12 protein-coding genes are annotated in these 14640 nt (G+C 64.3%); 5 read left to right on the top strand and 7 right to left on the bottom strand.

Annotation, left to right across the window (positions count from 1 at the left end):
• The first annotated feature begins 49 nt into the window (after nt 1-49).
• The 5 genes from ACWFUC_RS01140 (at nt 50) to ACWFUC_RS01120 (ending at nt 7309) form a co-directional block, all read left to right on the top strand.
• Nucleotides 50-1195 carry an ABC transporter substrate-binding protein gene (locus ACWFUC_RS01140; protein WP_489623874.1) on the top strand — a complete coding sequence of 382 codons (1146 nt, stop codon included), beginning with the start codon at nt 50-52 and terminating at the stop codon, nt 1193-1195.
• Between the two features lie 213 nt (nt 1196-1408).
• On the top strand, nt 1409-3469 hold the full coding sequence (gene paaZ / locus ACWFUC_RS01135) for a phenylacetic acid degradation bifunctional protein PaaZ (protein WP_489623873.1): 2061 nt from the start codon (nt 1409-1411) through the stop codon (nt 3467-3469).
• A 156-nt stretch (nt 3470-3625) separates the two neighbouring features.
• On the top strand, nt 3626-4678 hold the full coding sequence (locus ACWFUC_RS01130; RefSeq protein WP_489623872.1) for a branched-chain amino acid ABC transporter permease: 1053 nt from the start codon (nt 3626-3628) through the stop codon (nt 4676-4678).
• A gap of 10 nt (nt 4679-4688) precedes the next feature.
• Nucleotides 4689-6479 (top strand): branched-chain amino acid ABC transporter ATP-binding protein/permease, encoded by a 1791-nt coding sequence (locus ACWFUC_RS01125; protein ID WP_489623871.1) that lies wholly within the window; start codon nt 4689-4691, stop codon nt 6477-6479.
• Nucleotides 6476-7309, top strand: coding sequence for an ABC transporter ATP-binding protein (locus ACWFUC_RS01120; RefSeq protein ID WP_489623870.1), 834 nt, complete (start codon nt 6476-6478; stop codon nt 7307-7309). Before ACWFUC_RS01125 ends, ACWFUC_RS01120 begins: the two co-directional genes overlap by 4 nt.
• Here ACWFUC_RS01120 and ACWFUC_RS01115 read toward each other — a convergent pair.
• The 7 genes from ACWFUC_RS01115 to ACWFUC_RS01085 all read right to left on the bottom strand — a co-directional run bounded on the left by ACWFUC_RS01115 (nt 7288) and on the right by ACWFUC_RS01085 (nt 14527).
• Entirely contained in the window at nt 7288-8409 is a 1122-nt protein-coding gene (locus tag ACWFUC_RS01115; RefSeq protein ID WP_489623869.1) for a Fic family protein, read from the bottom strand. The genes ACWFUC_RS01120 and ACWFUC_RS01115 overlap by 22 nt on opposite strands.
• 291 nt (nt 8410-8700) lie before the next feature.
• A complete protein-coding gene (locus ACWFUC_RS01110) occupies nt 8701-10032 on the bottom strand; it encodes a purine-cytosine permease family protein (RefSeq protein ID WP_489623868.1) in 1332 nt (443 codons plus the stop codon).
• A gap of 189 nt (nt 10033-10221) precedes the next feature.
• The gene (locus tag ACWFUC_RS01105) at nt 10222-11199 is read right to left on the bottom strand and encodes a 5-oxoprolinase subunit C family protein (protein WP_489623867.1); all 978 of its coding nucleotides are present in this window, start codon (nt 11197-11199) and stop codon (nt 10222-10224) included.
• Nucleotides 11189-12088: a 5-oxoprolinase subunit B family protein gene (locus ACWFUC_RS01100; RefSeq protein WP_209532720.1), complete on the bottom strand. Its 900-nt coding sequence runs from the start codon at nt 12086-12088 to the stop codon at nt 11189-11191. Before ACWFUC_RS01100 ends, ACWFUC_RS01105 begins: the two co-directional genes overlap by 11 nt.
• 1 nt (nt 12089) lies before the next feature.
• Nucleotides 12090-13478: an acetyl-CoA carboxylase biotin carboxylase subunit gene (locus ACWFUC_RS01095; RefSeq protein WP_489623866.1), complete on the bottom strand. Its 1389-nt coding sequence runs from the start codon at nt 13476-13478 to the stop codon at nt 12090-12092.
• Between the two features lie 10 nt (nt 13479-13488).
• Nucleotides 13489-13737: an acetyl-CoA carboxylase gene (locus ACWFUC_RS01090; protein ID WP_039786338.1), complete on the bottom strand. Its 249-nt coding sequence runs from the start codon at nt 13735-13737 to the stop codon at nt 13489-13491.
• Between the two features lie 31 nt (nt 13738-13768).
• Nucleotides 13769-14527, bottom strand: a complete 759-nt coding sequence (locus ACWFUC_RS01085) for a 5-oxoprolinase subunit PxpA (RefSeq protein ID WP_039786339.1) — start codon at nt 14525-14527, stop codon at nt 13769-13771.
• Between the last annotated feature and the right edge of the window lie 113 nt (nt 14528-14640).

Below are 14640 nucleotides of genomic sequence, written 5' to 3'. Positions count from 1 at the left end.
CATTGCAGGCATGCAGCACCACAATGACAAAATCATCAAGGAGACCTCCATGCAGTTTGCTCGCCCTTTGCTGGCGCTGGCTTTGGCCGGCTGCGCGCTCGTCGCACACGCCGACATCAACGTCGGCGTCACCGTATCCACCACCGGCCCGGCCGCTTCGCTGGGCATCCCCGAAAAAAACACCATCGCACTTCTGCCTGCCACCATCGGCGGGCAGAAGATCAACTACATCGTCCTCGATGACGTCTCCGACACCACGCAGGCGGTCAAGAACGCGCGCCGCTTCGTCTCCGAAAACAATGTGGATGTGATCGTCGGTTCGTCGGTGAGCCCCAACTCGATCTCGATGATCGAAGTGGCCGCCGAAGCGCAGACGCCGATGATCTCGCTGGCCGCCGCCGCGCGCATCGTCGAGCCCATGGACGCCAAGAAGAAGTGGGTCTTCAAGACCCCGCAGAACGACATCATGATGTCGCTGGCCATCGCCAAGGACATGGTGGCGCGAGGCTACCAGCGCATCGCCTTCATCGGTTATTCCAACGCCTATGGCGAAGGCTGGTACGAAGAATTCAAGAAAGCCGCCGGCCTCAAGAAACTGGAACTGGTGGCCAATGAACGCTTCGCCCCCAACGATACCTCGGCCACCGCGCAAGCCCTGAAGCTGGTGGCGGCCAAGCCGGATGCCATCCTCATCGCCGCCTCCGGCACCCCGGCCGTGGTGCCGCAGCGTGCCTTGAAGGAGCGCGGCTTCAAGGGCCAGATCTACCAGACCCACGGCGTGGCCAATGCCGACTTCCTGCGCGTGGGCGGCAAGATGCTCGACGGCACCCTGCTGCCGGCCGGCCCCGTGCTGGTAGCGGCGCAGCTTCCTGCGGCCAACCCCATCCGCAAGGTGGCGCTGGACTACACCGCCAAGTATGAAGCCGCGCATGGCAAGGACAGCGTCTCGCTCTTCGGCGGCTATGCCTGGGATGCGGGCGTGCTGCTGCAGTCGGCCATTCCGGCGGCATTGAAGCGCGGCAAGCCGGGCACGCCGGAATTCCGCGCCGCCCTGCGCGATGCGCTGGAAGCCACCAAGGAAGTCACCGGCGTGCACGGCGTCTACAACATGTCGGCCACCGATCACCTGGGCCTGGACCAGCGGGCTTCGGTGATGGTCAAGATCGTTGATGGCGCCTGGCAGTACCAGCCCTGAGAGCAACAACGAATACGCTCGCGCACCGCTGACCGTTCGACCTGAGTAGGCCCGACGGGCCGTATCGAAGGCGCTGCGGAGTTTGTACCGTAGCCACGCCTTCGATACGCGGCGGCGCCGCTACTCAGGTCGAACGGCCGGTGGTGACGGATGTAATCGCTGCTGCTGCCTCATTTTGTAAAGCTCATCCACTATGCAAATCAGGAGTCCCCGATGACTACCCGTCCCCCTCTGCTCCAGAGTTTCATCGCCGGCCGCTGGTTCGGTGAAAGCCCGGCCCAAGCACTGCACAGCGCAGTCAATGGCCACACCGTCGCCAGCACCCACCAGGAATCCATCGACTTCGGCGAAGCGCTGGAGCATGCCCGCAAGAAGGGCCTGCCGGCGCTGATGCAGCTGGACTTCCAGCAACGTGCAGCGATCCTCAAGGCGCTGGCCAAGTACCTGGTCGAGCACAAGGAAACGCTCTATGCCGTCTCCGCCCACACGGGCGCGACCCGCACCGACAGCTGGATCGACATCGAGGGCGGCAGCGGTACGCTGTTCACCTATGCCAGCATCGGTACCAATGAATTCCCCTCGTCCAACCTGGTCCACGAAGGCCCGGCCATCTCGCTGGGCAAGCAGGGCCGCTTCGCCGGCACGCACATCCTGGTACCGCGCGGCGGCGTGGCGGTGCATATCAATGCCTTCAACTTCCCGGTCTGGGGCATGCTGGAAAAATTCGCCCCGACCTTCCTGGCCGGCATGCCCTGCATCGTCAAGCCGGCCACCGCCACCAGCTATCTGGCTGAGGCGGCAGTGCGCCTGATCCAGCAATCGGGCCTCCTGCCCGAAGGCAGCCTGCAACTGGTCATCGGCAGCACCGGCGACCTGCTCGACCGCCTGCAGGCGCAGGACGTGGTGACCTTTACCGGCTCGGCCGATACGGCGGCCAAGTTGCGTGCGCATCCCAACCTGATTGCGAATTCCATTCCCTTCAATGCCGAAGCCGATTCGCTGAATTGCGCGATTCTTGGCCCTGACGTCAATGCCGACGATGAAGAATTCGATCTCTTCGTCAAGGAGGTGGCGCGCGAGATGACCACCAAGGCCGGTCAAAAATGTACCGCCATCCGCCGTGCCATCGTGCCGCGCCAGCACTTAGATGCAATTTCGGAAAAACTCGTCGCGCGCCTGTCCAAGACCGTGATCGGCGACCCCGCACTGGAGTCGGTTCGCATGGGGCCGCTGGCCTCACGCGCACAACAGCGCGATGTGGAAGAGCGCGTGGCCTTGCTGAAACAAAGTGCCGAGCTGATCCTGGGCGCCGGCAGCAGCTTCCAGCCGCAAGGCGAAGGCGTGGGCGAGGGCGCGTTCTTCGCGCCGACCCTGCTGCTGGCGCGCGATACCTCCGCCGGCAGTCCGGTGCATGAAGTGGAGGCCTTCGGTCCGGTCAGCACGCTGATGCCTTATGACGATCTCGATGAAGCCCTGGCGCTGGCCGCACGCGGACGCGGCAGCCTGGTGGCCAGCCTGGTCACGCGCAGTCCATCGGTGGCGGCGCGTGCCATTCCTGCGGCCGCTGCCTGGCATGGCCGTCTGCTGGTGCTGGATCGCGAAGCGGCTCCGGAATCCACCGGCCACGGTTCGCCCCTGCCGCAGCTCAAGCACGGTGGTCCTGGCCGCGCCGGTGGCGGTGAGGAACTGGGCGGCTCGCGCGCCGTGAAGCATTACCTGCAACGCACGGCGGTGCAGGGCTCGCCGACCATGCTGGCCGCAGTCGTGGGCGAACACGTGCGGGGTGCGAAGGTGCGCGAATCGGATATCCATCCCTTCCGCCACTACTTCGAGGATCTGCAGATTGGCGACTCGCTGGCTACGCACCGCCGTACCGTCACCGAAGCTGACATCGTCAATTTCGGCTGCCTCTCGGGCGACCATTTCTACATGCACTTCGACGACATCTCGGCACGCCAGTCGCCGTTCGGCAAGCGCATCGCGCATGGCTACTTCGTGCTGTCGGCAGCGGCCGGTCTGTTCGTCTCGCCGGCGCCGGGTCCGGTGCTGGCCAATTACGGGCTCGATACGCTGCGCTTCGTCAAGCCGGTGGGCATCGGCGACACCATCTCGGCGCGCCTGACCTGCAAGCGCAAGATCGACCGCAACAAGAAGGATGCCAACGGCCAGGGGCAGGGCGTGGTGGCCTGGGATGTGGAGGTGAGCAACCAGGAGGGCGAGCTGGTGGCGTCCTACGACATCCTGACCCTGGTGGCGAAGAAGCCGCAGGCTTGAGCCATCCGTTTTTTTGCAGAAAGCTTCATGCCCCATCCGGTAATCCGCGCCACACACAAGAAAGCAGCCCCAAAGGTTCATCTCTGACAAGAACCGGGCCTATCCCGGCCAGTCGCAGCCCGATCTGCGGCGGCCGGCATCAACAGGAGGAGACAAGTGGATACCAGCATTCTGACCGTGCTGATCCAGGACGGCATCACGACCGGCGCGATCTATGCGCTGCTGTCGCTGGCGCTGGTCCTGGTGTTTTCAGTGACACGGGTGATTTTCCTGCCGCAGGGCGAGTTCGTCGCCTTCGGCGCATTGACTCTGGCGGCCATCCAGAACGGGCAGGCCCCCGGCACCGCCTTGCTGCTGGTGGCGCTGGGCGGTGTGACGCTGGCCGTTGAAGGCGGCAACGCGCTGCGCCTGGCCGCAACGCGCGCGCGTTTTCTGCGCCGCCTGCCGTCGCTGCTGGCGATGCAGATCGGCCTGCCGCTGGTGCTCTACGCACTGACGCGTTACGTCGATCTGCAAGCGCTGGCCATGCCCTGGCAGATCCTGCTGACGCTGCTGATCGTGGTGCCGATGGGGCCGATGATCTATCGCGTGGCTTACCAGCCGCTGGCGCATTCGAGCGTGCTGGTGTTGCTGATCGTCTCACTCGGCGTGCATCTGGCCATGGTCGGATTGGGACTGCTGATGTTCGGCCCCGAGGGGACCAATACCAAGCCCTTCACCGAGATGCAATTCACTCTGGGTGAGAGCCTGGTCTCGGGGCAGAGCGTGATCGTGCTGGTGACGGTGGCGGCCCTGATCGCCGTGATCTACATCTTCTTCGAACGCACCCTGACCGGCAAAGCCCTGCGCGCGACTGCCGTCAATCGTCTCGGTGCGCGGCTGGTGGGGGTGGGCATCAATCAGGCGGGCAAGCTGTCTTTTGCGATGTCGGCAGGCATCGGTGCGCTGTGCGGGATCCTGATTGCGCCCTTCACCATCGTCAACTATGAGTCCGGTTTCATCATCGCCCTGAAAGGCTTTGTGGGAGCCATCTTCGGCGGGCTGGCCAGTTATCCGATTGCGGCATTGGGCTCGGTCTCGGTCGGGCTGATCGAGAGTTTTTCTTCCTTCTGGGCCAGTGCCTTCAAGGAGCTGATCGTCTTCACGGTGATCATCCCTATCCTGCTGTGGCGCTCGCTGACCAGCCACCACATCGACGAAGAAGCCTGAGGACGCCGCCATGACTGCATTCACATCGCATCGCGCCGCCTTGCCGGTGCTGTTCTTCGCCATCGTGCTGGTGCTGCCGCAACTGGGCCTGCCGCCGTTCTGGGTCACGCTGCTGTCCTATGTCGGCTTGTATGCCATCGTCGCGCTGGGGCTGGTGTTGCTGACCGGCGTGGCGGGATTGATCTCGTTCGGGCAGGCGGCGTTTGTCGGCATCGGTGCCTACACCACCGCCTATCTCACGACGCAGTTCGGACTCTCCCCTTGGGTAGGATTGCTGGCCGGGATCGGGCTGACGGGCTTGTCGGCTTTCCTGATCGGCACGCTTACCATGCGCATCTCCGGCCACTACCTGCCGCTGTCCACGATTGCCTGGGGCCTGTCGCTGTACTACCTGTTCGGCAACCTGGAGATGCTGGGCAAGCATGACGGCATCAACGGCATCCCGCCGATTGCCATCGGCCAGTTCACCTTCGGCAACGGGGCCTCGATGTATCTGCTGATCTGGGCCGTGGTGATCCTGGCGCTGGTATCGGTGGTCAATTTCCTCGATTCGCGGGCGGGGCGTGCGGTGCGTGCGCTCAAGTTCGGCACCGTCATGCCGGAAGCCATGGGCGTCGATACGGCGCGACTGAAGATCGTCATCTTCGTCTACGCGGCAGTGCTGGCCGGCATTTCCGGATGGCTCTACGCGCACCTGCAACAGGCGGTCAATCCCACGCCCTTCGGTTTGAAATACGGCATCGACTACCTGCTGATGGTGGTGGTCGGTGGTGCCGGCCATGTGTGGGGAGCGATCCTCGGTGCGGGCCTGCTGGCGGTGCTGAGCAATTTCCTGCAGGAGTGGTTGCCGGGGGTGCTGGGCACCGGCGGCAATTTCGAGGCCATCGTCTTCGGCATCGCGCTGGTGATCTTTTTGCAGTTCGCCAACGAGGGCTTGTGGCCGCGTCTGCAGGCGCGATTCGGGCGTCGCCTGCCGCGTCAGCTGCCAGAGGATGCAGCGCCATTGACGCAGATTCCCAAGCCGGCGCGGGGCGAAGTGATCCTGGAAGTGGAAGCGGCGCGCAAGCAGTTCGGTGGACTGGTGGCGGTCAATGATGTGAGTTTCTCCGTGAAGGCCGGGGAGATCGTGGGACTGATCGGGCCCAATGGCGCGGGCAAGTCGACCACCTTCAACCTGGTGACCGGTGTGCTCTCCATTACTAGCGGCAAGCTCAATTATCGCGGGCAGTCGCTGGCGGGCTTGTCCTCGCGCGAGATCTCCAGCCGTGGCATTGCGCGCACTTTCCAGCATGTGCGGCTGGTACCGGGCATGAGCGTGCTGGAGAACGCGGCCATGGGGGCATTCCGGCGCGGCGAGTTCGCGCCCCAGCGCGGCATCCTGGCCAGTCTGGCGCGCGCCAATCGCAAGGAGGAAGCGCGCATTCTCAGTGAGGCGCGGCGGCAGCTGGAGCGTGTCGGCCTGGGCGATCTGATTGACCGGCCTGCGGGCAGCCTGGCCCTGGGCCAGCAGCGCATTCTGGAGATTGCGCGGGCGCTGTGCTGTAATCCGGCGCTGTTGTTGCTGGATGAACCGGCGGCCGGTCTGCGCCTGAAAGAGAAGCAGGCGCTGGCGGCATTGCTGGACAAGCTGCGCGGCGAGGGGATGGCGGTGCTGCTGGTGGAGCACGACATGGACTTCGTGATGCAATTGACGGACCACATCGTGGTCATGGAATTCGGCACCAAGATTGCCGAGGGCACGCCGGCCCAGATCCAGGTCCACCCGGCGGTGCTGGAAGCCTATCTGGGAGGAGCCCAATGATGACCGCCGCGACCATGATGAACGCTGCCCGTGTGGAATCTGAAGTGCGTGCGGCGAGCGCGCCGCTGTTGCTGGAAGTCAGCGGGCTCTCGGCGCGCTATGGCAAGGTGCCAGCATTGACCGAGGCTGCGCTGTCGCTGCGGGCCGGGCAGATCGTGACCGTGATCGGGCCCAATGGGGCGGGCAAATCGACCTTGCTCAATGCCATGATGGGCGCGATGCCGGCGGGTGCGGCGGCCAGCGGGCGGATCGCTTTCCAGGGCGAGGACGTGAGCCAGATGGAGGTGGAGGAGCGCGTGGCGCGCGGGCTGTCGCTGGTGCCGGAAAAGCGTGAATTGTTTACGTCCATGAGCGTGGAGGACAATCTGCTGCTGGGTGCGTACAAGCGGCGGCGCAATGGCGAATCCGGCTATCTGGATCAGCAGGAGTTTGTCTATGCCTTGTTCCCGCGGTTGAAGGAACGGCGCAAGCAGGCGGCCGGGACGCTGTCCGGTGGCGAACGCCAGATGCTGGCGGTGGGCCGCGCCCTGATGGCCAAGCCGCAGGTGCTGATGCTGGATGAACCCAGTTTGGGGCTGGCACCGTTGATCACCAAGGAAATTCTTTCCATCATCAGCCAGTTGCGCAGCACCGGCGTGGCCACCTTGCTGGTGGAGCAGAATGCGCGGGCGGCCTTGCAGGTGGCCGATTACGGGTATGTGCTGGAGATGGGGGAGATCGTTTGTGAAGGGCCGGCGGGGGTGCTGGCGGCGGACAAGAGGATCGTGGAGAGTTATCTGGGGGTGGCGCGCGAGCCGGTGGAGCTGATTCAGCGCAACGTGAGTTCGTAACTCGTGCTGCGGCCCCCTGCGGCCGAACGGTGCAGCAGGTCCAGCGCGACCAGTTCATTGAGATCGCGCAGGGCGGTGTCGGAAGAGCACTTCGCCAGCGCCGCCCATTTGCTGCTGGTCAGCTTGCCTTCGAAACCATCGAGCAGACGGTTGAGCACTTTGACCTGACGGCCATTGAGCGGGGTGCCCGCGATTCTCTGCCAGAAGCGGGCCTTCACCAGTACCGCATCCAGCGTGCGATGCGCCTGGCTCACCGCAGCTGACAGCATCTGCAGGAACCACAGCAGCCAGGGGGTGACATCCATGTCGCCCTTTTGCGTGCGTTCCAGGATCTCGTAATAGGCTTTGCGTTCGCGCTGGATTTGCGCCGACAGGCTGTAGAAGCGCTGCGGGCTGCCGTCAGCGCGGGCCAGCAGCAGGTCGCCGATGGCCCGGGCGATACGTCCGTTGCCGTCATCGAAAGGATGCAGGGTGACAAACCAAAGATGCCCCAGACCCGCGCGCAGCAGGGCGGGCTCTACCGGATTCGCGGTATTGATCCAGTTGAGCAGGCGCGTCACCTCGCGCGCCAGGCGTCGGGCCGGGGGCGCTTCATAATGGACTTTCTGTCGATGCAGTGGACCGGAGACTACTTGCATGGGACCTTGGGCATCATCGCGCCAGTCGCCGACGATGATTTCGCTCATCCCTGAATAGCCGGTCGGGAACAAGGCCGCATGCCAGCCGAAGAGACGCTTGGCCGTCAGTGGTTTGCGGTGATGCGTGGTGGCGTCGAAGATCATGTCGACCACCCCTTCCACGTGGCGATCCACCGGGGCCAAGGCACCGATGTCGACACCCAGGCGACGTGCCACGGAAGAGCGGACCGAGGCCAGATTGAGCTGTTCACCTTCGATGGCGCTGGTGTTGAGGACGTCCTCGGTCAGGGCCAGCAGGTTGGCTTCATCACGCAGCCCCAGTCCCACATCGGCCAGCCGGCCCAGCAGCAGGCCTTGCGCATGACTCACCTCGGCCAGTGGTGCGGCCAGGACGTTGAGGTCGTAGCGCCATCGGGGCCAGTCGGGAGCCTGCCAGAGGTAAGTGTAATCACCGTGTTTCATGCGGTGATTATGGAGGGTATTCGCCGCAGGGGGCAAGTCTGTTTGCCGAAAAAAATGCGGTGAATGGACGACGGCCAGGCAGGGTTTTTGGCGGGTCTGGTCAGGTTGCCAGGTGCTTGGAGTTCGGCTTGCCGCGTCCACGAAATCTCTCCGCGCCCGCGGAATCGGCCGTGCGGTCCCAGGTTCAGCCAGTAAAGGGCGATGTCGCCGGGCATCAGGATCACGCCGAATTTTTCTGAGCCGGGGCGGTGGTAGCGGCCATGGCCGCCCTCGTGTTGCGCAGGAACGTAATCACTTCGCCGTCTGCCAGGTCTTGCCCGCGCGTCCCCGCTGCTGCCAAAGGGCATACACCCCCATTGACGCCACGAAGGTCAGCGGTGCCGACAGCGATGGCCAGAAGCCTGCCATCTCCATCAGCACGAAGCCCGGCACCACGCCGCAGAACCACGCCCCCAGTCCGACACGATTGATGCCGGCCGACCCTTCACCGGTGCCAGCGTGATCGGGTACGGTGAGAATATGCGCCAGCGCCACGCCCACCCAGGCCACCACGAACACGCCCTGATAGGCCAGTGCCTTGAGCAGATAGGAAAACACGTCTGCCAGCATCAGCGCATAGACCACTGCGCCGACCACCACCGACCACACCAGGCGCGAGGCGTGCAGGCCCAGCAGGTTGCCGAAGAAGGCCTGCATGTTGACCGTTGCCAGATAGTAGTTGGCGGTATTGATGCGCGTCTGCGTGACCCAGACGAAGAGCAGTCCCCAGAAGCCCATCAGCTTGAGGATGGCCATCACCACCGACACCTCGGACAGCGGGCCATCCTGCGGAATGCTGCTGGCCAGGTAGATGCCGGCGGCGCCATTGAGCAGGATGGTGACCAGGTAGAAGGGCATCCCGAAATTGAAGCGGCCGTGATACGTCGCATCTTCCGGCTTGCCGAAGCGGGCATAGTCGAAGGTGAACATCATCAGTACCCACACGCCCATGTAATACGTGAAGCAGCTCCACCAGCCGTCCGCCGGCGGCACCGCCGGGCCGAAGTCCAGCCACTGCGGCTGGTAGCCATACTGGCTTACCGCCAGCACCAGCGCCATCAGCAGGCCCAGCAGATAGAACGGCAGCAGCACGCCGTTGAACTTGTCCAGCCAGTTCTGCACGCTGCCAAACACCAGCGGCACGCTGTAGAGCACCACGATCAGCGCCGCGACCGGATAGAGCAATGAGGGATAAAGATGATGCAGGGCCACCGCAATCACCGCGCCCTCGAAGACGGCGTAATAGATCGCGGTGGAAAAGAAGATCAGCGTGGCCAGCGAGGCCCCGAGCCGGCCGAACAGGATGCGCGAGAACAGGGCCACCGACAGGCCGGTGCGCATGGCGTAGCGGCTGATGCAGGCGTTGATGAGTCCGTAGCTGATGACCGAGAGCACCATGCCGATCAGGGCATTGCGCGCGCCGTAGGTCAGCGCCAGCGATGCGCCCACGACGATGTAGAAGATCGCGCTGCAGACGGCCCACCAGGCCATCGTCAGCGACAGTTTGCCCATGCGCGCGCTGGCGGGAACGCTGTGGGTGGAGAGATCGGTTTCCTTGTTCTGCGTGTGTGATAGGCCGGCCATGTCAGTTTCTCCAGAGACGTTGAAGCAATGATTCAATGAGGCGGATGAGAGGCAAGAAGGACGTTCCAACAAGTTGCTGCGACTGCGAGTACGAATGGGAAGGCAAAGCCGGGCCCGGCCCCAGGGCAGCCGCCTGTGCGGACTGGCCTGGGGACAAGCGTCAAACGCGGTGTGACCTGCGCGGAAGTGTCAGCTGCCCAGCAGGCTGCTCAGGCGCTGGAAGCGCTGCTGGTACTGGCGGCGGGCCTCCAGGGCCTGCTCCAGCGTCACCCGCACGAACTGCGCCTTGTGGTTGGGCTGCAGTTGCCCGATCAGGTCGAGGTCGGCGCTGATGACCGTGCCGATGGTGGCGTAGCCGCCGCCGGAGACTGCATCCCGCAACAGGACGATGGGTTCCAGGCCCCCGGGGATCTGGATCGAGCCGATGGGATAGCAGGCATCGACGATGTTGGAGGGATCCGAGCCGGCGCCGAAGGGCTGTTCGCGTGGCTTGAACTGCATCGCCTGGCCACCCTTGAAGCGGTAGCCGATACGATCCGCTTCCGAGCCGACGGTCCAGGTATCGGCAAAGAAGCGCTCCACGGCATCCTCGGTGAGACGATGTATATACAGCCCCGGCACCACGCGCAGCGTGGCTTCGCGATCGAAGACCGGCACCAGTGACAGCGGCAGGGCACGCCCCTCGACCGCCTTCGGCGAGACCCGGCCAAGCGGCAGTTCATCCTCCTTGGCCAGCTTGCGTCCCTGCCACCCGCCCAGCGCACCCAGCGCATAGGTCGAACGGCTTTCCAGCACCACCGGCACATCGATGCCGCCGGCGATGGCGAGATAGCTGCGTGCGCCCGCTTTCGGATAATCGAAGCTCAGGACCTGGCCGCTGCGCACCATGAAGGCGGTATCGAGCGGGCGTTCGCTGCCATCCACACGCGGCTGCATGCGCGCTCCGGTCACGGCGACCAGGGCGTCAGACCGGAATTCCAGTTGCGGTCCGAGCAGGCTGCACTCCAGCGCGGAGGTGGTGGCGTGGTTGCCGACCAGCAGGTTGGCGCTGCGCAGGGCGTACTGGTCCAGCGCCCCAGAGGGCGGGATGCCCAGATGGTAGTAGCCTTCCCGGCCACCATCCTGCACCGAGGTCGCCAGGCCGGGCTGTTTCACCTTAATCGTCATGGAGGGCCTCCTTGAGAGCGTGGATGCAGGCCTGGGGATCGGCCTGGAAGGCATCGAGATCAAAACGCGCCGGGCGGATGCGCAGGTCGAAACGACCGGCATCGACGGCCGCGATGGCGGCGTCATACGCGCTGCGATCGATGGCCTTGAATTGCACGATGTCGCCAGCGCGGAAGAACACCATCGATTCCTGCAGGTAGGGCAGGCCCTGTTGCGGATCGTAGATTGGCGCAGGCGTGACGCCGAACATCTGGTAGCCGCCCGCACCGCGTACCGAGTAAATGCACCCGAAGCAGCCGCCGTGTCCCAGTGTCAGCTTCGGCGTGTCGGTGCGCGGACGCAGGTACTTGGGGACTTGCAGTTGCCGGTCCTGTTCGACCATCTGGTACATGAAGGGAAGGCCGGCCACGAAGCCGACCATGGAGACGAACCACGGCGTGCCACTGTGGGCTGCGATGAAGGCTTGCACTTCCTCGTAGCCATTGATGCGCGCCGCGTATTGCAGGTCGGTGGAGGCGGGATCCTGGTGACGGTCGCGAAAGCGCGCCTGTGTTTCATTGGTCCAGGGATCGTCATACAGCACCGGAACTTCGATGATGCGCGTGTCGATGCGGCGCTCGGCCGTGGTGCTGCTTTCCAGCGCCTTGACCTGTTCCAGCAGGGCCAGCGGATGGATCAGGTCGGGATCGAAGCGGATCTGGAAGGAGGCATTGGCCAGGCAGACATCGAGTACGCCGGGCAATGCCAGCCGTTCCACTGCGCGCGTGATGGCCATGGCGCGGAAGAAGGCTTCCAGTGACATCGACTCCGATACTTCCGCAAAGAGGTGTTCGTCACCTGCAATGCTGTAGCGAATGGGCGTGGCCGGTGAGGCTTGTGTGCGGTTCATCTCAGGCCTCCTCAAGTTGCGCGGTGCGCGCGTTGGCACGTTCGGCCAGCCAGCTTTCCAGCGCGCCGGTATCGAAGCGGGCGGCCTGTACGCGGGCATCGGCCAGCAACCACTGATGCAGGGGCAAGGTGGTGGCCATGCCGGTGATGTGCGTGGCAGCAACCGCCGCCTGGGCGCGGGAGATGGCCTGCGTACGGTCCTTGCCATGGACCACCAGCTTGGCCAGCAGCGAGTCGTAATACGGCGGGATGCGATAGCCCGCATAGAGATGGCTCTCCACTCGGATGCCCTCGCCCTGCGGCCACTGCAGCTCCGCGACAGTGCCGGGGCAGGGGAAGAAATTGCGCTCGGGATCTTCGGCATTGATGCGCATCTCCAGCGCTGCGCCTTGCATGCGGATGTCGGACTGCTGCAGGCCCAGCGGCTCGCCACCGGCGATGCGCAACATGGCCTGGACCAGATCGATGCCGGTGATCATCTCGGTGACGGGATGCTCGACCTGGATGCGGGTATTCATCTCGATGAAGAAGAACTCGCCGCTCTCGTCGTCGAACAGATATTCCAGCGTCCCGGCACCGCGGTAGCGCAGCCGGGCGGCCAGACGCACGGCGCTGTCGCAGAGGGCCTGCCGCTGTTGCGGCGTGAGCGCAGGTGAGGGGGCTTCTTCGAAGACCTTCTGGCGACGCCGTTGCAGCGAGCATTCGCGTTCGAACAGGTGAACGGCTCGCTGGCCATCGCCCAGGATCTGTACTTCGATGTGGCGCGCACGGCGGATGAAACGCTCCAGATACACCGCACCGGAACCGAAGGCGGCCTGCGCTTCGCCTTGCGCCAGCGGGAACTCCCGCGCCAGTTCGGCGGCATCGCGCGCCATGCGGATGCCACGGCCGCCGCCTCCGGCAGAGGCCTTGATCAGCAGCGGATAGCCGACCTCGTCAGCACAGGCCAGCGCTGTTGCGAGATCCTTCAGTTCACCCGCCGAGCCCGGCACCACTGGCACCCCGGCGGCGGCTGCGGTACGACGCGCTTCGGCCTTGTCGCCCATGCGGCGGATGGTATCGGCCTCCGGTCCCACGAAGATCAATCCGGCCGCGCTGACGGCTTCGGCGAAGGCAGCGTTTTCGGAGAGGAAACCATAGCCAGGATGGATGGCATCGGCACCACTGTCGCGTGCCGCCTTCAGCAAGGCGTCCATATTGAGATAGCTGCGGTCGGCGCGGGCCGGGCCGATGAGTTGGACTTCGTCGGCCATGCGCGCGGCCAGCGAATCGGCATCGGCTTCGCTACAGGCAGCTACCGTCTTGATGCCCAGGGCTTGTGCGGCACGAATGATGCGCACCGCGATCTCGCCGCGATTGGCGATGAGGAGTTTGCGCAGGGAAGTCGTCATGATGCCGGCCTCAGTCTGCGGTCTCGATCACGGCGACCAGCTGGCCGGGTTCGACCGGGTCGCCGTTGCCGACGTGGAAGGCCAGCAGCTTGCCGCCTTGCTCGGCCTGCAATTCCGTAAATTGTTTCATCACTTCGATCAGGCCGATCACGCGGCCGGCTTCGATGACGTCGCCTGCCTCTGCATAGGGTGGGGCATCGGGGCTGGACCGGCGATAGAAGGTGCCGGGCAAAGGGGAGTGCACTTCGTGGACTGCCATGACTTTTCTCCTTCGTAACGAATGGGGGGGATCAGCGCGGCGCGGCAATGGCGATGTCGGCCGCGTCCAGGCTCTTGCGCGTGGCCTGCACCAGCGCCAGTGCACCGGGGGTATCGCTGTGGATGCAGACGGAGTCGAAGGCGATGGGGATGTCGCGTCCTTCTACCGTACGCACCACGCCTTCGCGACACGCCCGCAGCACCTTTGCTGCGACCTGGGCCGGATCGAGCGCACCGACGCGGCGGGTGAAGACGATGGAGCCGCTGTTGTCGTAATCGCGGTCGGCATAGAACTCGCAGACCACCGCCTGCTGCAGTTCCTGCGCCACGCGCCAGACCGCCGAGCCGTGCATGCAGAAGAGAAGCAAGTTCGGGTCCAGCTGGCGCAGCGTCTGCACGAAGACGCGGGCGGCTTCTTCATCGCGGGCCAGGTGCATGTAGAGCGCGCCGTGCGGCTTGATGTGCTGCAGGGTCATGCCGTTGAGGCGGGCGAACTCGCGCAGGGCACCGAGTTGGTAGAGCATGTCGTTGACCAGTTCGATGGCCGGCGCGTTGAGATGGCGGCGGCCGAAGCCGACCAGGTCGCGAAAGCCAGGATGTGCGCCGATGGCAACGCCGTGTTGCCGGGCCTGTTCCACCGTACGCCGCATGGTGTTGGGATCGCCCGCGTGAAAGCCGGTGGCGATGTTGGCTGAACTGATCAGGGGCATGATGGCCGCATCGACGCCATCGCCGATGGTCCAGGGGCCGAAGCCTTCGCCCATGTCCGAATTCAGGTCGATTGTCTTCATCTGGTGGTCTCCGGTGCTGTCGGAATCAGCACATGAAACCGAGTATAGAAATCGTCAACGGTATTGGACAGATGTATTATCAGAGGGCTTGATATCGAAAAATCCGATAGCTT

Source organism: Herbaspirillum sp. Her4 (genome assembly GCF_057961335.1).
Note: the sequence above shows the minus strand (reverse complement) of the source record. Positions and strands in the feature narration are given on the sequence as shown.

Excerpts from the sequence above, each read along its gene's own strand:
- ACWFUC_RS01110 (WP_489623868.1), bottom strand. The coding sequence starts at position 10,032 with ATGGCCGGCCTATCACACACGCAGAACAAGGAAACCGATCTCTCCACC.
- ACWFUC_RS01125 (WP_489623871.1), top strand. The coding sequence starts at position 4,689 with ATGACTGCATTCACATCGCATCGCGCCGCCTTGCCGGTGCTGTTCTTC.
- ACWFUC_RS01085 (WP_039786339.1), bottom strand. The coding sequence starts at position 14,527 with ATGAAGACAATCGACCTGAATTCGGACATGGGCGAAGGCTTCGGCCCC.
- ACWFUC_RS01105 (WP_489623867.1), bottom strand. The coding sequence starts at position 11,199 with ATGACGATTAAGGTGAAACAGCCCGGCCTGGCGACCTCGGTGCAGGAT.
- ACWFUC_RS01115 (WP_489623869.1), bottom strand. The coding sequence starts at position 8,409 with ATGAAACACGGTGATTACACTTACCTCTGGCAGGCTCCCGACTGGCCC.
- ACWFUC_RS01100 (WP_209532720.1), bottom strand. The coding sequence starts at position 12,088 with ATGAACCGCACACAAGCCTCACCGGCCACGCCCATTCGCTACAGCATT.
- ACWFUC_RS01095 (WP_489623866.1), bottom strand. The coding sequence starts at position 13,478 with ATGACGACTTCCCTGCGCAAACTCCTCATCGCCAATCGCGGCGAGATC.
- ACWFUC_RS01120 (WP_489623870.1), top strand. The coding sequence starts at position 6,476 with ATGATGACCGCCGCGACCATGATGAACGCTGCCCGTGTGGAATCTGAA.
- ACWFUC_RS01140 (WP_489623874.1), top strand. The coding sequence starts at position 50 with ATGCAGTTTGCTCGCCCTTTGCTGGCGCTGGCTTTGGCCGGCTGCGCG.
- ACWFUC_RS01090 (WP_039786338.1), bottom strand. The coding sequence starts at position 13,737 with ATGGCAGTCCACGAAGTGCACTCCCCTTTGCCCGGCACCTTCTATCGC.
- paaZ (WP_489623873.1), top strand. The coding sequence starts at position 1,409 with ATGACTACCCGTCCCCCTCTGCTCCAGAGTTTCATCGCCGGCCGCTGG.